A 21,486-nucleotide genomic window follows, 5' to 3' on the forward strand; every position below is an offset into this window, starting at 1 on the left:
TATTGTAAATTGTAGGGCGGGTGAAACCCGCGGGTTGTACCCGGCCTACCAGTGCAAACTGTTCTACTTTGGAAGTTATTTCGAACCAAGTCCTCAGTGCTGGCTTGAACGTGAAATGTTCGGGCTGGCACTTGCGGGGTGTACGCGTTAAGCTCCCTTCCCTTTGTACTCATCTGCCGGTCACATGCAGAACGACTCCGCTCTCTTAGAATTTTTTCAGCCTGGCTTTGTGCCACTCGATCTGCCGCCATTGGCAGGGCTGATCCGCGCTCGCCCCTATTTAGACGCTTTTATCACGCTCTTTCGTGGGGGTGAGGAAGAAGTCATGGTGCGCCTCTTGGTGTTGCGTGAAATTGGTGCGCGTGCACAAGCGCCGCGCTGGACGCCGCAAGATTTGCAAGCGCACTTTGCTTATATCAATCCTGTAAAGCTTGAGACCGTTCTAAAGCGGATTCGCGATAACGGTCTTTTGGTATGGGATTCGGATGAGCAGCTTTATTCTTTATCCGAGCCAGGCCGTATTGCCTTAGCCTCTATCGGCACTTTGGTGCAGTTTTCGGATGGCGATGCCGAGTTAGGGTATTTAACTGCGCAAGTGGCGGCGGGGCAGTCGGTTGGGCGTGTGGCGCATGAAGCGTTGCAGCACCTCTTGGCTAGGCTGAACGAGCTTTATCGCGATTTTGAAGAAGCACTTGAATCGCAATCTGAGTTCCAAATTCGCAAGGCGCAATCTAAGCTGGAAAGTGTCTGGAAGTGGGTAGAGAAAGGCACTGAAGTCATGCATGCCATTTTGGATGATGACACGCTGGATCTGCTGACGCTGAATCAGGCGCAAGCCATTGCCACCGCACAAAGCCGTATGCTGCGTTTAACCAGCGTATTTCAGCGCCGTTTAAGCGAGCTGGCCGCTCAGCGCGTGCATTTGGGTGAATCCGGGCTGACCTCTACCAATGTGGCCGATTGGCTACGCCGCCTTGATCAGGACGAACTGGCTGATCTGGGGCGTGATCTATTGATCTTCCATCCTGAGCCCGTGTTTGTGACGGCGGATGAGCTATTAGATATTTCTGAATACGAGCTGGTGAGCCGTGAGCGGCTTGAATATATCGAGAGCGCCCTGCCATCGAGCGAAATAGCAGAAGACGTTGAAGCGATGGAAGTAGAGCGCCTTCTGGATGCAGAAGCGCTGTTTGAAGAGCTGGGCGCACTGGCTGCCCGTGGCGGCACGGCCGAGCTATTTGAACAAGTGGTGGCGGATACTTACAACGTAACAGCTTATCGCTTATCTTTGCTTTCTTTGCTTGGCGACGCCGATGCTGCGCTAGAACAAAGTGTGGTGGCAGATTTAGTTCGCCTGCCTTTGTTCCTAGAAGCAGAGGAAGGGGTGGAGTTGCTTGAGCATATAGAAGTGGCCGCAATTAGCCGAGGTCGTTTACGCCCTGTTAACGTACCTTAGGTTAAATTGTGCGTATTGCTTTCTGTATTTGACAGTATTAATAAGGTAGGCTTTCAGCCTGATTAAATCGTTGTGGAGTGCATGATGGGTCTTTTGGATGATCTGAAGCAGCAAGCCGCGTCAGTAGAAACAGATAGCGCAGAGCAAAGACGTGTTTATCTTGCCAATCTGGGCCTGATTGATGGCGCGATGCGTGCGGTCTTGGCTTATTTTTACGAGCTGGCCAATCAGCTTAAGGTGGTTAAACCGGCTAGCCCGCATACCTATCGGGTATGGGGAGTGGGCGAGTTTACTCAAATGAATATGACGCTGGCTGCGGCCAATTCGCGCAATAAATCGCTTGAAGGCGGCGATCATTCTGATTATGTCGAGTTCATTGTTGAGTGGCAGGGTAGGGAGCCTTTACGCACCGTTTGCTCATCACAAAGTGCGGCCAAACACTTAAAAGAGCAGATGTGGCAGTACGGCTGCAAGCTGGAAGAAAAAATCCAAGCTGCACCGGATGGTAAGTTTATCCGCTCGGCGATCACGATTGAGCCTTTGGTGCCAACACGTTTTCGTTTTGATGCGGTGTATGAAACCGGCAAGATTCGTTTAAATCTCCGCAATCTGGCTAATCTGGGCGAAGATCAGCATCTGTTAAGCCCTGCACAATGTACGCCCGTGCTCTGTGAAGAGCTGGCAAAAGCCATGCTGGGTAAGCCGCATCATTTGGCTGAGCTGCTTGGCTAGTCGAGTATGAGTGTTGCTGTATTGAGTAAGCCCCGCCGTTCTGTTATTTGTTTAATTTTGGCGTTCTAAATCTGTATGGGTGTACATGGATCAAGCTCTTAATATTTTGGTCGCGCGCCTCTTGGCGCATCGTTTTTTACCGCGCAAAGATCCTTTAGCACGGCGCGCTTTGATTGACGAAGCGTTCCGTGAATCGCTGGATCACCGGCTGGCCGGTTGTGGCCTGCGCCTCTTAGAAAATCCCTACGCAGAATATATCGCCGTTGGCCTTGCTACCGAGATGGAAGACTGGGTGTTCGGCGAGGGCGAAAACTGGTTGTCCAATAATATGGGCATGCCAAGGGACGCGATTGCCTTGCTGATCGTGGTCTGGGCCTTGATTGTTTTGCCAAAACGCCAGCGCCAGATTGCCCTGTCGGCGTCTGACCCTGACGATATGTTTGGCGAAGCATCGCCGATTGAGTTTGGTGATGAGGTGGCTCCGGGTATTCCTGAAGAAGCGATTTACGCTGATTTTGGTAAAAAACTCGGCGGTAAGGCGCGCTTTTCTATGAATTTAAGCCAGCTTGCCAAACTCGGCTTTATTAATCGCCGCAATAAAATGATCTTTGAAGGGCCGCTGCTTGATCTGATGATCGATTACGCACGCTTAGCTCCACGGATTATTAATGGTGCTTTGGCTGATTTGTTGAAGATTGATGTTGTCCATGTGGCAGAGCAGGTTGAGGACTAATGTTTCAAATTCGTGAGATTGAAATGGTTCACTGGGATTTCTGGCGTGCGATTCGTGTGCCGCTAGATGCCCAGATTGTGACTATTGTCGGGCCAAATGGCTCAGGCAAAACGACTATGTTGGATGCGCTGCGTACCCTGCTGGCTTTGCGCTGCTCGGGCCGCCGTGATTACAAGCGCTATGTTCGCAATAATAAAGAAAACTTTGCTTGGCTGCGTGGTGTGGTTTCCAACCCACGTCGTGGCGAAGGTGGCCTATTTCCCTATTTGTTTTTCCCAATTACCAGCCCTGAAGTCACGTTGTTTTGCCGTGTAAAAAAACAGGGGGGTGACTGGGTGCGCCATTACGCCATCGCTGAAGGCGTGGTTGAGCTAACGCCAGAAACTGAAGGCGGCCTGCAATGGCTAGGGGTGAATGAATACAAGCGCCGTCTTGAATCGGCGGGCCTGACTGCGGCGATTGCCGAAGTATTGGCGCTAGAGCAGGGCGACACCGATAAGCTGTGTGAGTACAGCCCTAAGGCTTTGCTGGATTTGGTTTTCCAGGTGTTTGGCGATAAGCAGGTGCTGGATAATTATCAGGAAGCCAAGCTGCGCCTAAAAGAAACCGAAGGCGAGCTGGGTAAAGTCGAGCAACAGATGGCCCAGATTGGGCTAGATGTAGAGCGGATGAAGCTGCGCTCCAATAGCTTTTTGGAATGGCAGGCATTGCAACGTGATGTGGTTCGCCTAGAAAAAGATGTTGTACCGGGTCTTAAATATTTAGAGCAGTGGGATGGCTTGCTGGCGGGATTGCAGCAGTTCCGCCTTGCGCGCACTAATCTGCGGGCGAAGAAGCAAGAGCTGGATGAGTTAAATCTGGCGTATTCGGAGTTCGATCAGCGCCGTGAAGCCGCTTTGGTGGGCGAGCGTGAAGCCAAGCAGGCTTACGATAATCACTTTGCACTGTTTCAACAGGTGCGTGATGCGGCCCGTGATACAGAAAAACTGCTGAAAGAAGAAACTCGCCTGCGTGAGCTGGCCGAGTCAGAACATGGCCGTGATGCGGTCAGCATTAATGATCGATTACTGGCTTTAAAAGAGCAGCTTGCCAGCTTAAGGCAGTGGCTGCGTACCGCTAAAGAAGAGCGCCAGCAGTTGGCCGATATGCAAAATACCCTGCAAGCGGGTAGAGCGCCTTCGCCAGATTTTACCCGCAATATGCGTTCAGCCTTGGATGAGGCGGCGATTCCGCATCAAGTGCTCACTGAAATCGTTGAAGTCACCGATGCAAGCTGGCAGCAGGCAGTAGAAGCCTTGCTGGCTCCTTATCGTCATATCGTATTGCTCAAGCGTGCTGGCGATAGAAATCGTGCATGGGAAATTGCCCAGCGCTTACGCTACCGTCACTTTATCGTGCCTGATAGCGAGCCTGTGCCGCGTGCCAATAAAGGCTCGGTGCTGGAAGTGGTCGATTTCAATGGCGATGCGCCAAGCTGGGTAGTGCAATTGCTTAATCGTACTCAGCGCGTTGTCACTGTTGAAGCAGGTGGCAAGGTCGATGGTGATTGGATCACCAAAGAGGGTTATCACAAAGAGCGCCGTGGTGGCCGCGATATTAGCGTGCGCCCGAGTGATTTTGCTTTTGGTGAGGCCGCTCGGCAATCACGCTTAGGCGATGCACTGAGCCGTTTGAAAGTATTAAATCATCAAATCTTAGATGCAGAATCGCGTGATGTAGATTTAAGCCGTGATATCAGCGCCCATACCGAGCAATTGATGGGAATGCAGGCGGTGGTGCAACTGGCCGCGCGTCAGGAAGAATTTGCCGCAGCAGCAGCACGTTTTCCAGGCGAGCAAGCGTCGGTACAAAACTTGGGGGCTGAGCTGGCTGCAGCACAAGCCGCTTGGGAAGCCGCGCGAGATGCGCGTGAAGAGTTGCGCGTGGGTTTTGAGCGTAGCAAAGATCAGCGCGAGCGTTTGGCTGGGCAAGTTAATTATCAGCAAGATCAAGCACAGCGTCAGCAGCTGGAAATCCACAAGCAATTGCGCCAGCTGCGCGAGCTAAAAACGAGTATGCAGGATCATCTAAGCGATGTATCCGCACTGAATGCCGTGCGTGAACAATTTGGCAGCGTGCGTGAAGTGCAGCATTTGCTAGAACGCCAACGTCAGCAGTTGGCTAATGGCCAGTGGGAAACCGACGAAACGATTCTGGCCCGCCGCGAAAAGCTGCAAAAAGATTATGACAATGTGCAAAACGATGCCGAAGTCCATTACAAAGAAGTACAACGTACTGGGGATCTGACGCATGAAGCGCGTGCCGCCTATATTAATAAGCTGCGTGCCACAGTACGTGCTTACTGCCGCAATATTGCTCGCTTGGGTGAGCTGGCAGGGATTGATGTAGAAGCGGAAATGCCGCATCTGGATAATGACGATGCGGTACTGGCGCAAGCGGGCTTGGCAGCGCGTTTCAATTTTGACCAGAAAGGCATGATGGGTATGAACGACGGTGAAGCGTCGGGCGGCCAGCAGGTGATGAAGTCCTTGATTCTGCTGATTGGCTTGATGATGGATGATGCCAATCCATCGGGCTTTGTGTTTATTGACGAGCCGTTTGCTCACTTAGATATCTTTAATATTGATCGCGTTGGTGCTTTCCTGAAAGCCACGCAGGCGCAGTATTTAATTACCACGCCGCTGACGCATAACACCAATGTTTACGCGCCATCTGATTTGACGCTGACCACACGTAAAAAGCGCCCGGGGGATACTTGGGCGCCACTTATTCTTCAAACTCGTCGCCGGGTTGAAACTGCACAACAAGAGCTGATCGTATGAAACAAGTATTCCATTTTTTCGCCCCCTGCCCACGAGGTCTGGAAGGGCCACTCGTTGCTGAATTAGAAGCACTTGGCGCTGATCAGATCAAAGCCACCGATGGTGGCGTGGGTTTTGCTGGCTCTTGGGTTTTGATGTACGAAGCCAATTTGCAGTCCCGTATTGCCAGCCGTATTCTTTGGCGCGTGGCAGAAAAAAGCTGGAAAACAGAAGACGATCTTTACGCCATGGCGCGTGATTTAGATTGGGCCGAAATGTTTTCTGTGGATTGCACCATCAAGGTGGGCGTTACTGCTTATCGTGTGCCGCAGATTCGCAGCCCAGAATTTGTGGCTCTGCGGATTAAAGACGGTATCTGTGATCGTTTCCGTTTGAAAGGCGGCAAGCGCCCGAGTGTGGATACCGCCGAGCCAGATATGCGTATCCAGCTTTATCTGACCGATCGCAATGCCACTCTTTATTTAGATACATCAGGTGACGCGCTGTTTAAGCGTGGCTATCGTATTGAAACCGGCGAAGCACCGATGCGCGAAAACCTTGCTGCCGGTATTTTGGCCTTGATCGGCTGGACACCTGCCGAAGCGCTATACGATCCAATGTGTGGCTCGGCGACTTTCCTCATTGAAGCCGCCATGATTGCACGCAAAATTGCACCGGGCGCGCGCCGCGAATTTGCATTCCAAAAGATGCGTTTGCACAGCGAAGAAATGTGGCAAGAGCAAGTTGCTGCGGCAAAAGCGGCTGAAACTAAAGAAATCTTCCCTATATATGGTAGCGATGTATCAACGGCTGCAATTGCCCACGCCCAAGCCAATTTGGATTACGCCCGCTTTGACGACACCATTCATCTAAAACAATTGAACGCGATGGATGCTAAGCCGCCGTTTGATATGCCAGGCGTGTGGATATCTAATCCGCCTTATGGTGTGCGTTTGGATGAGAAAGAAAAGCTGGCTGCTCTTTACCCTCAGTGGGGAGATGCCTTGAAAAAGCGCTTCTCAGGCTGGAGAGCTTATTTCCTGACTGCCGATATGGATATCACCAAGCATATGGGTCTTAAGGCGTCTAAGCGCACACCTTTATATAACGGTGGCTTAGAGTGTCGTTTGTTTGAATACATCATGATTTCAGGCGGTATGCGTCGCAAACCTACTGGTTCAGACGAATAATCCCTGCCTGCCTTTTCAGAGGAAACACAGTGCGTGCTGTGTTTCCTCTGCCCCGTAGTTCAAGATTTTTCATCTGCTTTATAAACTCTTTCTAATCACCATCTTGCTGCAAGATAAAATCAGCGCAGCGCTCTGCAATCATAATCACGGGGGCATTGGTATTGCCGCTGATAAGCGTAGGCATGATGGACGCATCGCAAATGCGTAGCTGCGAAATACCATGCACGCGCAGCTGGGGATCAACGACCGATGTTCGCTCAGAGACGCCCATACTGCAGGTTGAAGCAGGGTGGTAGACCGTTTTGGCATAGCGGCGAACGTGTTCTTCTAGGCTTGCATCCGATATATTGGCCTCCGCTCCTGGTAGTAATTCTCGTTTAATCACTTTAGTCAGCGAGGGTGAGCGCAAAATGCGGCGTGCCAATTTAACGCCTCTGATTAAGGTTTGTACATCTTCAATATGTGATAAATATCCGCCATCTAGCCAGATCGGGTCGAGCGGATTGTTTGAGCGCAAAGTCAGTGTGCCACGTGATTTGGGGCGTAAAAAGCAGACATTTAGCGACAGTCCATGGCCCGCAATTGGCTCGCGATCGGCATCCCCCACTAAAACCGGCAAAACATGAAATTGCACATCGGCGCGCCCACTGCCTGAGGTATCGGCAAAGCCACCGCTTTCCACCACATTGGAAGTCAGCAAGCCTGTTTTAAAGAGCAGATATTGCAAACCGTTTTTTATCGCGTTCCAGCCCTTATCCTGCCCTAATAAACTGATGGCCTGCTTGCTGCGCGCATAGATGGGAACTTCCAGATGATCCTGAAAATTTTGCCCGACTGCGGGCAAGTCTTTAACTAGAGGGATGGTTAAGGCGGCTAAATGAGCAGCAGGGCCAATGCCCGACAGCATTAAAATTTTAGGTGTTGCCAAGGCCCCTGCTGCCAGAATCACTTCTTTTTGTGCATAAGCCATTACTTCTTCGCCATTGGCCCTGTGGTAAATCACTCCGCGTGCAGCTCCATCCTGACAAATAATTTTGCTGACATGGCAATTGCTCGCCACGGTTAATAGGGGATTATTAAGCACGGCGGCCAGATAGCTTGCTGCAGTGCTGCGCCGTCGTCCTTCATGCGTGGTGGTCTGATAAAACCCCACGCCGACCTGCTGCTCGCCATTGAAATCATCGTTATAGCTCAGCCCCGCTTCTTGGGCGGCTTTGACAAATGCCAAGCTAAAGGGGTGTCGATGGCGGGCATCGCTTACATTTAAGGGGCCATCTACCCCATGATAATGACCTGCCAGCCTTTGATTAGATTCTGCGCGCTTAAAAACCGGCAACACCTGATCCCAGCCCCAGCCGGTGCAGCCTTGCGCCAGCCAATCATCATAATCCTGCGGATTGCCGCGAATATAAATCATGGCATTAACCGAGCTACTGCCACCTAAGGTGCGCCCTTGGGGAATAATCATTCGCCGGTTTGCTGCTGAAGCCTGTGGCTCGCTCTGATAGAGCCAAGTGCGCTTGCTACCTAGCACACGAATAAAAGTGCTGGGTGTATGAATAAATGGGGTGTTGTCTTTGGGGCCAGCTTCAATCAGCAATACACGATGCCCAGCTAATACCAGCCGATTGGTCAAGACACATCCAGCAGAGCCTGCTCCTACTACAACATAATCAAATTGCGGCATACACGATCTCCATTGTTACGACTGCAGCAGGGGGCTTAATGTGAGGCAACGATTTCACGCTGATAATCACGGGGCACCACGCCATATTTTTCTTTAAATAACCGTCCAAAATGGGCGCTGCTATTAAAGCCCCAAGAGAATGCTACGTCTGAAATGGAGCGCTTATTGCCCGCACTCGCTTGCAAGGCATCGTGGCAGCGCTCTAGGCGGCAAGACCAGATATAGCGGTCTATCGTCATGCCTTCCGCTTCAAAAATGCGGTGTAAATAGCGCTTGGAGCAGCGCATTTCATGGGCAATGCGATCAATGGTTAATTCTGGATCTGCAATATGCGCCGCAATAAAATGTTTGACCCGCAAGCGCAGCACCGCAGGCAAATGGGCTTGCCCCCGTTTGGACTCATGGCTGGCTGTTAAGGTTGAGGCGAGTAAGCCGAGTACGGTTTCAGCGAGCGGTGTATGGGTCGTGGCGGGTAGATCATTCGCATGCTGGGCCAGTGAGCGAAGGACAGCGGATAGCACCGAGTTGAGCCCGCGAGTTTCAGGATGTTGTGACGGTGAGCAATGCAGACCATTTAATTTGAAACCATTTAAATGTGCGCGCGGGATCAGCATAACCAGTAATTCAGTTGCATCTACATCGATTCGATAGGGCATGCGTGCGTCGTATAAGCCCCAGTCGCCACAGGCGAGGGGCATCATTTCCCCGCTTTGGGTGATGGCTCCCTTGCCATTTAAGGGCATGATTAGCTTCATATACTCGTTCACGGCACAATCGGGCTTGACTTCAACCCGCTCAATCCAGTGCGGTGGGCAATTAATTAAGAACAGTTGCAAGGAGCCAATATCGTGCGTGCTGAGCTGAGCATCAAATGGCCCCTGATGCAGGCAATGCGCACGATGTTCACCAAAATAGCCAGACATCAGCTCGCCCCAATAAGCGCTTCGCTGCGCTGGCGATACCAAGTGAGTAGAGAATAAGGAAATTGGCATGATGTCTCTCAATTAAGTTTTTTGTATTTATTATTTTTTACAAAAAAAAGCATAGTAATGGCGCTCATTACCAACAACACGCTCAGTAAATACAGCGCGTTATCCATGCTCCCCGTTCGAGTTTTTATCTGACCGACCAGCCAAGGACTGACGATTCCACTCAACATGCCAATACTGCTGATCAGAGCGATTCCGCCTGCGGCAGCGGTTCCCGATAGATAGGTGGCCGGCACGGCCCAGAAAATGGGCAAACCGGAAAAAATCAGTACGGCAGCGGCTGATAGTAGTGCCAACGTTAATACCAAGCTCGTCGGATGCAAGGTAAGCAGAGATAAAAACAGTGCGCCGCCAATGACGCACACTGAAAAATGTTTGCGTCGTTCAGCGTGCTTATCGGAGTGCCGTGCAATCAGAATCACGCCAACAGCAGCAAAGGCGTTGGGAATAGCCGAATACAGGCTGATAGATAGGACATTGCTAATGCCAAAATCTCGAATCATAATCGGCATCCAAAAATTCAGCGTGAGCGATGCGCAGGACAAAGAAAAATAGACAAAAGCCAGCTGATAAACCAGTGGATTCGACAGGGCCGATGAAAACGAATGGGTTAAACCAGACTGCGCCCGGTGCGGGTCGTTCACCAGATTGTTGGTGAGTTGTTGCTGCTCTCTGGCGTCTAGCCAAGTCGCTTGCGCAGGCCGGTCATCTATATAAAAGTAGGCGACAAACGCCAATATAAGCGCGGGGGAGCCTTCAATGATAAACATCCACTGCCAGCCATACATACCAAGTACACCGGCCATGTCGCGCATGATCCAGCCAGAAATCAAGCCGCCCAAAATACCTGCAACGGCTACACCGGCAAAAAAAATTGACATTACCGCAGCACGACGCTTCGCCGGATACCAATAGGTTAGATACAGTACAATTCCTGGGAAAAAACCGGCTTCAAAAATGCCCAGTAAGAATCGCATGGCGTAGAAATGGGACGGTGTTGAAACCCATGCCATTCCAACTGACACCATCCCCCAAAGTAGCATAATGCGGGTGAAGGTTTTTCTGGCTCCGAATCTCTCTAGCAGTAAATTACTTGGCACTTCGAAAAGCACATAAGCAATGTAAAAGATCGCTATGCCCAAACCATACATAGCATCGCTAAAGCCCAGATTTTGTTTCATCTGCAATTGGGCGAAGCCGATATTAATTCGGTCTAAAAAAGAAATGACGTAACAGATAAATAAAAAGGGAATGATGCGCATTGAAACCTTGCGATACAGTGCATTATCAAGAGATGCTGGATCAATCGATTGTGCAGGTGTAGACGTATTTAGCATTTTTGTCTCACTTTTGTATAAACGGTGGGCGATATTTTTGTATCGTTCAAGGCTTGCGCAAAAACTACCTCTTCAAAAAACACACAACATTAATGAAAAAATTAATTAATACTTTTGGCGTTCTTTTAATAAATTCACGCAGGCATTGCGCAGAATGATCGTATCTGCGCCTATGGCCAAAAAACTTACCCCTTCGGCCTGATATTGCTTAGCAAGTGCTGGATCGCTCGAAAAAATCCCAGCTGCTTTTTTAGCGGCATGAATTTGCTGCAATGCTTGCTTAATGGCGGCTTGTACTTCTGGGTGATTGCTTTGATTAAGGTACCCCATCGATGCGGCTAAATCAGTTGGCCCCAGAAACACCGCATCCAGCCCTTCTATTGCAAGGATCTCATCCAGATTTTGAATGCCGAGTAGGGATTCAATTTGAATAATTAAACAGGTCTGCTCGGCAACCTGAGCAAAATAATCGGGGATATTCGTCCAGCGCGCAGAGCGCTCCAAAGCAATACCTACACCACGTACACCTAGCGGCGGATAGCGCACTGCAGCCACCAAATCGCGCGCTTGTTGCGGTGTTTCTACCATGGGGATTAATAAAGTTTGTGTGCCAATAGCGAGTAGCTGCTTAATCAAGGAGGTGTCGTGATTAGGCGGGCGCACCATAGCAGAAACAGGGTAGGCTGCAATGGTTTGCAATTGGGCCTGAATAGAGCGCAAATCATTCGGGCTATGTTCGGCATCAATTAATAAAAAATCAAAGCCGCAGCCCGCTAAAATCTCTGTGCTGATTGAGTTAGCCAGCCCTAAAAACAAGCCTAATTGCAGCTGGTTTTTGGCCATGCGCTGTTTGAATCTGTTTTTGGGCATATCCATTGCGTTTCTCTTTATTTAATTAAATTAATTAAAACGAAAAGCGATTTGCCCTAGGCGACCATAATCCGCCTGAAAGGTGTCCCCTCGGCTTGCCGCTACCGGGCGGGTAAAGGAGCCACTCAGTACCACATCCCCTGCATTTAATTGCTCGCCAAATGGTGCAATCTTATTTGCCAGCCAAGCCACCCCGATGGCGGGATGATTTAATACCGCAGCCGCTAAGCCGGTTTCTTCGAGTACGCCATTTTTAAACAGCATCGCGCCTACCCAACGCAAATCCAGTGCATGGGCTTGAATAGGCGAGCCGCCTAAAACAATGCCGGCATTGGCGGCAAAATCAGAAATGGTGTCGGTGACTTTTCGTGGTGCTTTACTGCTGCGATCAAATTGCTCAATTCTGGCATCAATAATTTCAATGGCGGGAGTGATGTAATCCGTGGCCGCCAATACATCAAATAGCGTGATATTGGGCCCTTTTAAGGGCTTGCCTAAAATAAAAGCTAATTCCACTTCAACTCGCGGAGCAATAAAGCGGGTGATTGGGATATCGCTGCCTTGCTCAAAAAACATATTGTCGAGTAATGGGGCGTAATCTGGCTCGGTGATTTGAGATGAAATCTGCATGGCGCGTGAGGTGAGTCCAATTTTCCTGCCTTTAACGGTGCAGCCCTCGCTTAATTTAATGGCCAGCCAGGCACGTTGAATGGCGTAGCCATCTTCAATGCTCATCTCTGGGTATTGGGCTGAAAAATGGCGCAATTGCGTACGGTTTTTTTCCGCCTGGTGCAATTGCTGCGCTAAGTTTTGAATCGTGTCATTGGGTAGCATTGGATACTCTTCTTTAAAAAATTAATTTTTAGGGTAGAGCGCATGCAAATTATTCTGCTTCCACGTGGCTAATTCGCTAAATTCATTAATTTCTAATGACAGCGCCAAGCCCATTTTTTGCTCTAAATCGGCAAAATGCGTTTTCATTACGGCAAAGAGTGAGTCCCCTGTTATTTTTTTAATTTCCTCACTACGCCCATGGCCAATTTTTAATTGCGCATGCACAAAAGCGGCATTGGCAAGGCCATTTGCAATGCAATATTCAGAAACGGCAATGGCACGGACTCGCACGCCGCCAATTGGGTAGACTGGGCTGCCATTACTTTGTTGATGAATTAAGCAATCAGCTAGCTTGGTGCAAAGCGCTGGCATATCTGCTTCTTCACGAATATTGCTGGAGTAATCAAGTATTAAATGGGGCATTAGAATCTCTCCTCATTAAACGGGGAAACAGGAAAAATGGCATTGATTTGCCCCGTGCCCGAGCTTGCAAAGTAGGGGGTAATCACTTCCACGCCCTGATCGTAATTTCGCCCGCCTAAAGTGCCGAGCAGCATGGCGGTATCGTGCATGCCGCCTTCGCCAAAACAGTTCTCGTTGTACATCGGTAGCAGGTCGATAAAGGTGGGCCAATCGCCTTTTTCCCAGAGGGCGACCACACTGCGATCCATGGTTTCCAGATAGGGGTTCCAGACCTTATGCATGAACTCGGGGGCGCTGCCGTTATTGGCAAAGTGATGCGAGAGCGAGCCGCTGGCAAGCACCGCCACTGTGCCATCGTAATGTTTTTCAATGGCGTGGCGTAGCGCCAGACCAAAACGCATGCTCTCGGCTAAGTCATGCCACACGCACCAGCCAGAGACACTGACTACTTTAAAATGCTGATCGGCATTCATATAACGCATTGGTACTAGAGTGCCGTATTCCAGCCCCAAAGTGGTGTCGCTATGCGCGCGGGTTTTAATGCCCATTTGATTAGCTACTTCGCTGATCAGGTGGCCTAAGGGTGCGTTGCCGGGATATTCATAAGGCAGGTTTTTGATGAAATGGGGCAATTCATTGCTGGTGTAAATACCTTTAAAATTTGCAGCGCAATTAAGGTGGTATTCCGAATTCACCAGCCAGTGCACATCAAAGACAATCAGCGTATCCACTTCTAATAAACGACAACGTTTACTGATTTCAATATGACCATCAATGGCAGCCTGACGGCAGCCTTTATGCGGGCCATCCAGCTCCGATAAATACATGGATGGCACGTGGGTGATCTTAGCGGCGAGTGCAAGTTTGCCCATCTGATTCTCCGGTAGTTTATGAGAGGGAGCTTGCTTACCAATGCGGAATAGGGTGCTGGCCGTAAGAAATACATACATTTTTAGCTTCGGCAAAAACTTCAAAGCTAAAGTGCCCACCCTCACGCCCCACGCCAGATCCTTTGATGCCGCCAAAGGGCTGGCGCAAATCGCGTACATTCTGGCTGTTTACAAACACCATGCCTGCAGCCAGATCACGTGCCATGCGGATGGCGCGACCGGTGCTTTCTGTCCAGACATAGGAAGACAAACCGTAGGGCGTGTCATTGGCAATCTGCAGTGCTTCGGCCTCGTCGCTAAAAGGAATCAGGCAAGCCACTGGGCCAAAAATCTCGTCCTGTGCAATTAGCATGCGGTTATCGACATCCGCAAAGACCGTAGGCTGCACCCAGTTACCGCTTGCAAATTCTGCGGGTATATCAGGGGTGCCGCCGCCCAGAACCAAACGTGCGCCTTCCCTTTGGCCAATTTCGATATAGCGCTGCACCTTTTGTAAATGAGCAGGGCTAATCATTGGGCCGATGATGTTGTGAGGGTTGAGCGGATCGCCAACCTTTAATTGGGCGGCTCGCTGGGCAAAGTCGGCGACAAACTGGGGGTAAATGGCTTTTTGAATCAAGATGCGTGAACCTGCCGTACAACGCTCGCCATTATTAGAAAAAATCATAAAAATGGCGGCATCTAAGGCGCGCTCATATTCGGCATCGGCAAAAATAATAAAGGGCGATTTACCGCCTAATTCCATAGAGAATTTTTTTAAACCCGCTTGCTGCACAATACGATTGCCCGTTGCGGTGCTGCCCGTAAATGAAATTGCACGAACATCAGGGTGGCGGATCAGCGGCTCGCCTGCATCTTTGCCAAAGCCATGGACGATATTTAATACACCGGCGGGCACGCCAGCTTCTAAGGCCAATTGCCCTAATCGATCGATACTCATCGGTGAAAATTCAGACATTTTCATCACGGCGGTATTGCCTAAAGCAAGGCAGGGCGCGATTTTCCATGTGGCAGTCATAAAGGGCACGTTCCACGGCGAGATCAGAGCACAAACGCCAACGGGCTGCCACAGGGTGTAATTCAGATGGCCCGTATCGGATTGATAACTTTCGCCATCCATATGGGCGGCGATTTCAGCAAAAAAATGGAAGTTATCGGCCGCGCGCGGAATCAGTGCTTTTTGGGTTTGCCCAATGACTTGGCCGGTGTCTGTGCTTTCTGTTGTGGCTAATTCTGGAACATGTTGTGTGATTAAATCGCCTAAGCGGCGCATGATTTTGGCCCGCTCGGCAGCAGGCTTGGCGGCCCAGGCAGGAAAGGCATCTTTGGCTGCTTGCACTGCTGCAGAGATTTCTGCCTCGCCGCCGCTGGCCACTTCGGCAATGACTTGATTATTGGCGGGGTTGAAATTCTCAAATACCTGACGACTTTCTACCGATTTGCCATTAATAAGATGCTTAATCATGCGTCGCTCCAATGATGGTGTTGCTGAGTTGGCCCAGGCCTTCGATGGCGGTGACGACTTCATCTCCTACTTGCACATTGGCCAGCCCAGCGGGAGTGCCGGTTAGGATGATGTCGCCCGGAGATAAAGTTAGAATGCCGGATAAATACTCAATCAGCACAGGAATGCTGAACACCATATCTTTGGTGTTGCCTCGTTGAACCAACTTGCCGTTGATATGCGTGGTGAGCTCTAACTGCATCGGGTCGCCTATATCGGCTTGGTCTACCAGCCATGGGCCAAGCGGGGTGCAGCCATCGCGGTTTTTTACTTTTAGATTAGGGCGATAGTAGTTTTCTAGATAATCACGAATCGCATAATCATTGGCGATGGTGTAAGCCGCAATATAGCGGTAAGCGTCGTCCCGCTTGATATGGCGGGCAGGGCTGCCGATCACGACGGCCAGCTCACATTCATAGTGCATATAGTGAGCATCGGCGGGGCGCTGAGTTTGCCCCCGATGCCCCATCAGGCTGCCTGCGCTTTTTAAAAATACCAAAGGCTGATCCGGGGCTTTAAAGGCAAGCTCCGAGGCATGATCGGCATAGTTCAAGCCCAGCGCAAAAATGGTGCCGGTCACCAAGGGCGGTAGCCATTCAAACTCACTTTCATGCAGGCACTGGCCATTACTTAGCATGACTTGATTCGCCTCTGCGGCAGGGGTCACTTCATGAATCACGCCATTCCAGTTGATCCGTCCGCGCTTCATGTTTTTTCCTCGCTGCTAGCCACAAGGGTGAAATTTAATTCACCTAAATGATCAATCACAATGCGTACCGCATCGCCAACGCGGGCCTGTGCGCCTTGAAATAAAACGCCAAGATGCAGGATGTCGTTGCTATCCAAGCGCATAAATTCAGTCACATCGCGCAGTAGTTCAGAGGCGCTGCGCACCAAATCCGCTAAGTTTCTTGTTTCAACTAACTTATCATTTACATAGCTGCGGATGCTGAGTTGCTCTGGCTGAGGGAGTTCGGGGCTAAGTGCGATTTTGGGGGAGATGGGGCAGGCGCCATCAAAGCAGCGTTCACGAATGGCTGGGCGATAATACTGAGCGTGTGGCAAGCTCAGATCCGCCATGATTACATAGGCAGATACTGCGGCTAAGGCGTTTTCTAAGCTGAGATGAGAGGATAGGCGTCCTATCACTAGGCCTAGGCTTGCACCAATTTCTAGCTGCTCCGCTCCTGATGGTAAAACCACCACCGCCCCTTCACGGGCTAAGGTATTGCTGGGTTTGATATGGAGTACGGGGGCGCGGGGCGGGGTTAAATAGGGGGCGGCGGTGAATTGCGCTTGTAGTCGCTGCATGGAGCGATGATCATTGAGGATGACACCAAATACGGTAGCTTGAGCTGACATAGTTAAAGTACCTTTGCAGAGGTTTACTAACATGTTAGTAATATTACATACTAATATGTTAGTGTGTAATATAAGTTGTTCAATTTATAGAGTGATGTGAGCGAGGGGACAATCCAGCATGAGTGAGTTGTTGAAATACCGGAATTTGGCGTTATTACTACTGCAAGCACGGGAGGCGGTGATGGCGCGGTTTCGGCCGTTGCTCAATCAGCACAATATTACAGAGCAGCAATGGCGGATTATTCGTGCGCTTAGCGAGCAGGGCATGATGGAGCCGCGCGAAATATGCGAGAAGTGCCAAATACTCAGCCCCAGCTTGGCGGGCGTTTTATCCAGAATGGAAGAAATGGGTTTGGTACTGCGCACACGAGTTGAAACAGATCAACGCCGTGTGAACGTTAATCTGACCGAGCAAAGCAAGCAGCTATTTAAGCAAATAGCCCCCCTCATCGAGCAGGAATACCAAGCGCTGGAGGAAGGGCCGGCAGGCGCTAATATGGCGGAGCTCTACGCCGTGCTTGATCGATTTTTATCTAATCAGCAATTGGATAAATAGCGCTTAGGTGATATGCCTTTGTGCTGAAGCGATCATGAGATCGCTTCTAGTGATCGTGCTTAGGGTGCGTTAAAGCGTGTTCTAAAACGGCTTCAACCGATACGGGTGTAAATCCAGCTTGTCGTTTGATGATCAGCAGCCAAACCAAGGCATAAAGCGCAGCCAAAGCAAACATAAGCCCAAAGGGAACAAAAATATCCGAGGCTTTCATTGTTGGTGGGGTGATATAGGCGATCGCAATAAAAATACCTATGGATGAAACTAATTGGGGTAAAGGAAACCAGGGCGAGCGGTAACGGCGGGGTAAATCGGGCCTGCGGATACGAAGGGATACGATTGATAAATTGATTAATAAATACGCTACTCCCCAAGCGCACACGGCAGCCAGCACCAGAGGCATGATGCGATCAATATCGCCACGGATTAAGATCACATGTGTAATGGGAATAGCAGCGGCTACCAAAATGCCAAATACAGGTGTTTTGTAGCGTGGGTGTAGGTAGGCGAATATTTTTGGCAAGCTACCATCCTGAGCCATGCCGCACAAAATGCGTGGTAGTGCGGCCATCAAGGTATTAATCGTGGCGGCTCCTGCCAGCAAGAAGGCAATTCCCAGCCAGAATTTCCCCAATGGCCCCATGATGGCGAGTGCAAAGTGGGGGATAGCATCGGGTGTTTCTAATAAATGCACGCTGCCTTGCGCATTTAAAGCGATATTTGGCACCTGTCTTACCATTGCGGCTCCCCACAGCACCATGCATAACCATACTAAGACCAAACCAAGCATCATGGCTCGTGGAATGGTTCTGTGTGCATTACGCAATTCGGGGGCTAAGGGCGTAACAAATTCAATGCCTAAAAACATAAACATCGCCATACCCACCAAGGACATGACGGCATAAGGATCCGTGCCCACACTGGAGGCACCAAAAAAACCGACTAAGGGTACTTTGGGTGTTTGTAGAACACCGCAGATACCAAAAATCATGAGTGTGATCCACATGCAAGCGGTCAGAAATACTTCTACCTTGGCAAATACGGCAATCCCAAAAACATTGAGTACGGCAAACAGGATAACCATCATCACCCCAACCAGCCACGTGGCATTGTGGGCGACTAGGATGGCTTGCAGCGAATCAAAATTAACGGTTGCCATCACTCCGCTGAGAATCGTCTCTGCTGTTCCTGCAAATACATGTACCAGTACATAGGCAGAGAGGGTGCCGGTAATGGCGGCGACGCGCCCTAAACCACAGGCAATGTAATCGTAGACCGAGCCGGCGGTGGGAATCATGGTGGCTGCTTCTGCAAATGTTGTTGCCTGCAGATACATCAGCGTTAAGGCAATCAGCATTGCTAATACAAAACTGCCGCCGCCAATAGAAAAACCGGTGGTTGCGGTGAGTATGACCGGGCTTGCCATGACCAAACCAACGGCAGTTGCCAAGGCGGTGGGGAAGCCTAAAACGCCTCCTTCCAATTGTTTATCTATACGCTGCTGCAAAGTCATGGCATTTCCTTATTTATTGGGAGCGACTGTGGATAGATATTGAAAATGAAGCAGGCAGGCCGAAAGGCGCCCCCCCTTGAGGAGGGCCTGTTAATGAGAATCTAATTAAGTGCAGGAAAATGGCGAGGCCATTTTCTTAGCTAGCCCGTGTGGCTAAAGCCATAATCCAGAGCCGCCACAATCACATCGGCCTGCGCTTTATTCAGTACCAAGGGAGGGGAGAGGATGATTTTTGTGCCGACGGGGCGCACAAACACACCTGCTTCACGGCTACGCTCGGCGACTTGATTGGCATAACCACTCATAGGATCAATCGATTCACGGCTGGCCTGATCTTTGACTAGATCAAATGCGAGCATTAATCCTTTCCCGCGCACTTCCCCGATATGGGCAAAGCGTTGCTCAAATGGCTTGAGTTGTTTGAGCAAGTAATCACCGACTTCCCGCGCATTGTCTGGTAGCTGCTCATCTTGCACAATTTTTAAGGAAGCTAAGGCGGCGGCGCAGGCGAGCGGGTGGCCCGAATAGGTGTAGCCGTGCATTAATGCGCCGGTGAAATTGTTGTTCTGAAGGAAAGCCGTTTCAATTTTCTCATTGAATGTGGTTGCCCCAAGCGGGATATAGCCGGAGGTAATGCCCTTGGCTAGGCACATGATGTCGGGCTTTACATCCCATAAACGGGAGCCAAACATGCTGCCGGAGCGTCCAAACCCGGTGACTACTTCATCGGCAATGAGCAGTACGTCGTAACGATCACATACTTCCCTGATCAAGGGCCAATAGCTGGCTGGGGGCACAATTACACCGCCCGCGCCTTGAATGGGCTCAGCAATAAAGGCGGCAACGGTATCCGGGCTTTGAAACTGAATTTCGCGCTCAAGCAGGTCAGCGCATTGCTGTGCTAATTGCTCCGGGTCTTGGCTATAAGGGTTACGGTAGAGCCAAGGCGTGTCCACATGAAAACATCCGCCTAGCAAGGGCTCATAATTACGCCGGAATACGGTATTGCCATTGACAGATGCGCCGCCAAAATGGGTGCCGTGATAGCCTTGGCGTAATGAAATAAACTTAGTTCTATCGGCCTGCCCTAAGATTTTCCAGTATTGCCGAGCCAGCTTTAGTGCCGTTTCTACCGAATCCGAGCCGCCCGAGCTAAACAATACTCCCCGCATTCCTTCTGGCTTAAGCATCTCTATGATTAAGGCCGATAGCTCTTCTACTCGCGGGTGGCTAATGCCATCAAAGGTTTGAAAATAGGCCAGCTCATCCAATTGCTTTGTGATGGCTTCTTTTACCTCGCGCCGATTATGGCCAACATTCACATTCCATAAACCCGCCACGGCATCCAGCAATTTATTGCCCTGATCATCAAACACATAGCAGCCCTCACCCTGCACAATCCGAATCGGATTACGCTGCTGCATGGCGGTGGGGTGCAGCATGGGGTGCCAATATTTAGAGTCTTGGTATGACATGACAAACTCCTTTCGTAGTGAACTACAGGCCAAACGAGCTGGCCAACTCATCAATCAAGCTGCGTTGAAATTCGGCAAAACGGAGATTAGGTTGCTGTTTTATAACCAGCTCTAATAAGGGATCTTGTACTTCGGTACGCTGTCCGCTCAATTCTTCGAGTATGGCGAGGGCACAGAAAGGCACATAGGCTTCTGAGTAACCGCCTTCATGGATAACGGCTAGTCGGCCTTCGCAGTGTTGTGCGGCCAATTGCATCATCAGGCGGGTCATGCTGCGATAGCTCTCGCTGTGCAATAGCATTCTGGCTAGTGGGTCCAGCGCATTAGCATCCAAGCCGCTGGCTACAATAATCAGCTCGGGCTTGAAGGCATTGATTGCGGGGGCCACGATGCGCTCTATGGCATACATATAAGCATCGTGCCCGCCACCGGGTAGCAAGGGGATATTTAAGTTGTAACCCAGCCCAGCCTCACTGCCGCGATCCTCGTCTCCGCTATAGCCCGGCGGAAAACATTTGTCTTGATGCAGAGAAATGGTCAGCACATCAGGGCGGTTGTAAAAAATAGTTTGAGTACCATTGCCGTGATGTACGTCCCAATCCACCACCGCAATGCGGCGCACGCCGTGCTTTTTTTGGGCGGCTTCAATGGCTATTGAAATATTGGCCAGCAGGCAAAACCCCATGGATTGATCGGGCAGGCAATGATGACCTGCGGGGCGTGATAAGGAAAAAGAGTTGCTCACCTCGCCAGACAGCACATCATCTATTGCCGCTTTGGCTAGCCCAGCGGAAATCGCTGCTATTTCGTAGCCACCTTGGCTAAAAGGCGCGAGGCCTCCTAAATCGCCTCCTTGGGCATCGCTTTGGCGTTTGAATTCATCTAAATAATGCGGTGAATGCACACGTAATAAATCTTCTTCCGTGGCGGCGGGCGCTTGTTTTATGAGCAGTTTTTCTGCCAGCCCGGAAAAGTGTACCAAGGATAAAATACGTCGCTTGGAATCCGGTGAATCGGCATTGCCTGTGCTGGATGAGGGCTGTACCCATCCTCCTACCGGCAGGAACAAAACGTGTTGCCCGCAGTGATGCCAGAAGGTTTTTTCATCGCAGTAGAGTGCTGTTTTATTCATTACGG

Annotated in this window: 19 protein-coding genes; 6 read left to right on the forward strand and 13 right to left on the reverse strand. The window is 50.3% G+C overall.

The window, feature by feature from the left end; all coding sequences use genetic code 11:
* Nucleotides 1-184 precede the first annotated feature (184 nt).
* From ACFQNF_RS00675 to ACFQNF_RS00695, 5 genes are all read left to right on the forward strand, one after another.
* Nucleotides 185-1,456, forward strand: coding sequence for a hypothetical protein (locus ACFQNF_RS00675; protein WP_380185351.1), 1,272 nt, complete (start codon nt 185-187; stop codon nt 1,454-1,456).
* An 81-nt stretch (nt 1,457-1,537) separates the two neighbouring features.
* Entirely contained in the window at nt 1,538-2,188 is a 651-nt protein-coding gene (locus tag ACFQNF_RS00680) for a hypothetical protein (RefSeq protein WP_380185352.1), read from the forward strand.
* An 85-nt stretch (nt 2,189-2,273) separates the two neighbouring features.
* Nucleotides 2,274-2,921 (forward strand): hypothetical protein, encoded by a 648-nt coding sequence (locus tag ACFQNF_RS00685; protein ID WP_380185353.1) that lies wholly within the window; start codon nt 2,274-2,276, stop codon nt 2,919-2,921.
* Nucleotides 2,921-5,743, forward strand: a complete 2,823-nt coding sequence (locus ACFQNF_RS00690) for an ATP-binding protein (protein ID WP_380185354.1) — start codon at nt 2,921-2,923, stop codon at nt 5,741-5,743. The genes ACFQNF_RS00685 and ACFQNF_RS00690 overlap by 1 nt, the downstream gene beginning before the upstream one ends.
* Nucleotides 5,740-6,912 carry a THUMP domain-containing class I SAM-dependent RNA methyltransferase gene (locus tag ACFQNF_RS00695; protein ID WP_380185356.1) on the forward strand — a complete coding sequence of 391 codons (1,173 nt, stop codon included), beginning with the start codon at nt 5,740-5,742 and terminating at the stop codon, nt 6,910-6,912. The genes ACFQNF_RS00690 and ACFQNF_RS00695 overlap by 4 nt, the downstream gene beginning before the upstream one ends.
* Before the next feature lie 91 nt (nt 6,913-7,003).
* Here ACFQNF_RS00695 and ACFQNF_RS00700 read toward each other — a convergent pair whose 3' ends face one another.
* From ACFQNF_RS00700 to ACFQNF_RS00745, 10 genes are all read right to left on the reverse strand, one after another.
* Nucleotides 7,004-8,599 carry a GMC family oxidoreductase gene (locus tag ACFQNF_RS00700; RefSeq protein ID WP_380185357.1) on the reverse strand — a complete coding sequence of 532 codons (1,596 nt, stop codon included), beginning with the start codon at nt 8,597-8,599 and terminating at the stop codon, nt 7,004-7,006.
* Nucleotides 8,600-8,634: 35 nt separating this feature from the next.
* Nucleotides 8,635-9,591: an AraC-like ligand-binding domain-containing protein gene (locus ACFQNF_RS00705; RefSeq protein ID WP_380185358.1), complete on the reverse strand. Its 957-nt coding sequence runs from the start codon at nt 9,589-9,591 to the stop codon at nt 8,635-8,637.
* Between the two features lie 8 nt (nt 9,592-9,599).
* Entirely contained in the window at nt 9,600-10,925 is a 1,326-nt protein-coding gene (locus ACFQNF_RS00710; RefSeq protein ID WP_380185360.1) for an MFS transporter, read from the reverse strand.
* 105 nt (nt 10,926-11,030) lie between these two features.
* A complete protein-coding gene (locus tag ACFQNF_RS00715; RefSeq protein WP_380185361.1) occupies nt 11,031-11,801 on the reverse strand; it encodes an HpcH/HpaI aldolase family protein in 771 nt (256 codons plus the stop codon).
* A gap of 24 nt (nt 11,802-11,825) precedes the next feature.
* Nucleotides 11,826-12,629, reverse strand: coding sequence for a 2-oxo-hept-4-ene-1,7-dioate hydratase (hpaH, locus tag ACFQNF_RS00720; protein WP_380185363.1), 804 nt, complete (start codon nt 12,627-12,629; stop codon nt 11,826-11,828).
* A gap of 21 nt (nt 12,630-12,650) precedes the next feature.
* On the reverse strand, nt 12,651-13,052 hold the full coding sequence (locus ACFQNF_RS00725; RefSeq protein ID WP_380185365.1) for a 5-carboxymethyl-2-hydroxymuconate Delta-isomerase: 402 nt from the start codon (nt 13,050-13,052) through the stop codon (nt 12,651-12,653).
* The gene (gene hpaD, locus ACFQNF_RS00730; protein WP_380185367.1) at nt 13,052-13,924 is read right to left on the reverse strand and encodes a 3,4-dihydroxyphenylacetate 2,3-dioxygenase; all 873 of its coding nucleotides are present in this window, start codon (nt 13,922-13,924) and stop codon (nt 13,052-13,054) included. The genes ACFQNF_RS00725 and hpaD overlap by 1 nt, the downstream gene beginning before the upstream one ends.
* A 34-nt stretch (nt 13,925-13,958) precedes the next feature.
* Nucleotides 13,959-15,407 (reverse strand): 5-carboxymethyl-2-hydroxymuconate semialdehyde dehydrogenase, encoded by a 1,449-nt coding sequence (hpaE, locus tag ACFQNF_RS00735; protein WP_380185369.1) that lies wholly within the window; start codon nt 15,405-15,407, stop codon nt 13,959-13,961.
* Nucleotides 15,400-16,155: a fumarylacetoacetate hydrolase family protein gene (locus ACFQNF_RS00740; protein WP_380185371.1), complete on the reverse strand. Its 756-nt coding sequence runs from the start codon at nt 16,153-16,155 to the stop codon at nt 15,400-15,402. The genes hpaE and ACFQNF_RS00740 overlap by 8 nt, the downstream gene beginning before the upstream one ends.
* On the reverse strand, nt 16,152-16,808 hold the full coding sequence (locus ACFQNF_RS00745; protein ID WP_380185373.1) for a fumarylacetoacetate hydrolase family protein: 657 nt from the start codon (nt 16,806-16,808) through the stop codon (nt 16,152-16,154). The genes ACFQNF_RS00740 and ACFQNF_RS00745 overlap by 4 nt, the downstream gene beginning before the upstream one ends.
* Nucleotides 16,809-16,926: 118 nt before the next feature.
* Between ACFQNF_RS00745 and hpaR the strand changes: the two genes are divergently transcribed.
* Nucleotides 16,927-17,364 carry a homoprotocatechuate degradation operon regulator HpaR gene (gene hpaR, locus ACFQNF_RS00750; protein WP_380185375.1) on the forward strand — a complete coding sequence of 146 codons (438 nt, stop codon included), beginning with the start codon at nt 16,927-16,929 and terminating at the stop codon, nt 17,362-17,364.
* Nucleotides 17,365-17,410: 46 nt separating this feature from the next.
* Here hpaR and ACFQNF_RS00755 read toward each other — a convergent pair whose 3' ends face one another.
* The 3 genes from ACFQNF_RS00755 to ACFQNF_RS00765 form a co-directional block, all read right to left on the reverse strand.
* Nucleotides 17,411-18,874: an APC family permease gene (locus ACFQNF_RS00755; protein ID WP_380185377.1), complete on the reverse strand. Its 1,464-nt coding sequence runs from the start codon at nt 18,872-18,874 to the stop codon at nt 17,411-17,413.
* 140 nt (nt 18,875-19,014) lie between these two features.
* Complete coding sequence (locus ACFQNF_RS00760; RefSeq protein ID WP_380185379.1) at nt 19,015-20,349, reverse strand: aspartate aminotransferase family protein; 1,335 nt, start codon at nt 20,347-20,349, stop codon at nt 19,015-19,017.
* A 22-nt stretch (nt 20,350-20,371) separates the two neighbouring features.
* Complete coding sequence (locus tag ACFQNF_RS00765; protein ID WP_380185381.1) at nt 20,372-21,481, reverse strand: class II histone deacetylase; 1,110 nt, start codon at nt 21,479-21,481, stop codon at nt 20,372-20,374.
* Nucleotides 21,482-21,486: the final 5 nt, after the last annotated feature.

It is taken from the genome of Iodobacter arcticus, assembly GCF_042664895.1.
GTDB classification, from domain to species: Bacteria; Pseudomonadota; Gammaproteobacteria; order Burkholderiales; family Chitinibacteraceae; genus Iodobacter; species Iodobacter arcticus.

Bases quoted from the DNA above. Each gene is read 5' to 3' on its own strand.
- ACFQNF_RS00760 (WP_380185379.1), bottom strand. From the start codon at position 20,349: ATGTCATACCAAGACTCTAAATATTGGCACCCCATGCTGCACCCCACC.
- ACFQNF_RS00695 (WP_380185356.1), top strand. From the start codon at position 5,740: ATGAAACAAGTATTCCATTTTTTCGCCCCCTGCCCACGAGGTCTGGAA.
- ACFQNF_RS00700 (WP_380185357.1), bottom strand. From the start codon at position 8,599: ATGCCGCAATTTGATTATGTTGTAGTAGGAGCAGGCTCTGCTGGATGT.
- ACFQNF_RS00675 (WP_380185351.1), top strand. From the start codon at position 185: ATGCAGAACGACTCCGCTCTCTTAGAATTTTTTCAGCCTGGCTTTGTG.
- ACFQNF_RS00755 (WP_380185377.1), bottom strand. From the start codon at position 18,874: ATGACTTTGCAGCAGCGTATAGATAAACAATTGGAAGGAGGCGTTTTA.
- ACFQNF_RS00740 (WP_380185371.1), bottom strand. From the start codon at position 16,155: ATGAAGCGCGGACGGATCAACTGGAATGGCGTGATTCATGAAGTGACC.
- hpaE (WP_380185369.1), bottom strand. From the start codon at position 15,407: ATGATTAAGCATCTTATTAATGGCAAATCGGTAGAAAGTCGTCAGGTA.
- hpaR (WP_380185375.1), top strand. From the start codon at position 16,927: ATGAGTGAGTTGTTGAAATACCGGAATTTGGCGTTATTACTACTGCAA.
- hpaH (WP_380185363.1), bottom strand. From the start codon at position 12,629: ATGCTACCCAATGACACGATTCAAAACTTAGCGCAGCAATTGCACCAG.
- ACFQNF_RS00765 (WP_380185381.1), bottom strand. From the start codon at position 21,481: ATGAATAAAACAGCACTCTACTGCGATGAAAAAACCTTCTGGCATCAC.
- ACFQNF_RS00705 (WP_380185358.1), bottom strand. From the start codon at position 9,591: ATGCCAATTTCCTTATTCTCTACTCACTTGGTATCGCCAGCGCAGCGA.
- ACFQNF_RS00690 (WP_380185354.1), top strand. From the start codon at position 2,921: ATGTTTCAAATTCGTGAGATTGAAATGGTTCACTGGGATTTCTGGCGT.
- ACFQNF_RS00710 (WP_380185360.1), bottom strand. From the start codon at position 10,925: ATGCTAAATACGTCTACACCTGCACAATCGATTGATCCAGCATCTCTT.
- ACFQNF_RS00685 (WP_380185353.1), top strand. From the start codon at position 2,274: ATGGATCAAGCTCTTAATATTTTGGTCGCGCGCCTCTTGGCGCATCGT.
- ACFQNF_RS00725 (WP_380185365.1), bottom strand. From the start codon at position 13,052: ATGCCCCATTTAATACTTGATTACTCCAGCAATATTCGTGAAGAAGCA.
- ACFQNF_RS00680 (WP_380185352.1), top strand. From the start codon at position 1,538: ATGATGGGTCTTTTGGATGATCTGAAGCAGCAAGCCGCGTCAGTAGAA.
- ACFQNF_RS00715 (WP_380185361.1), bottom strand. From the start codon at position 11,801: ATGGATATGCCCAAAAACAGATTCAAACAGCGCATGGCCAAAAACCAG.
- ACFQNF_RS00745 (WP_380185373.1), bottom strand. From the start codon at position 16,808: ATGTCAGCTCAAGCTACCGTATTTGGTGTCATCCTCAATGATCATCGC.
- hpaD (WP_380185367.1), bottom strand. From the start codon at position 13,924: ATGGGCAAACTTGCACTCGCCGCTAAGATCACCCACGTGCCATCCATG.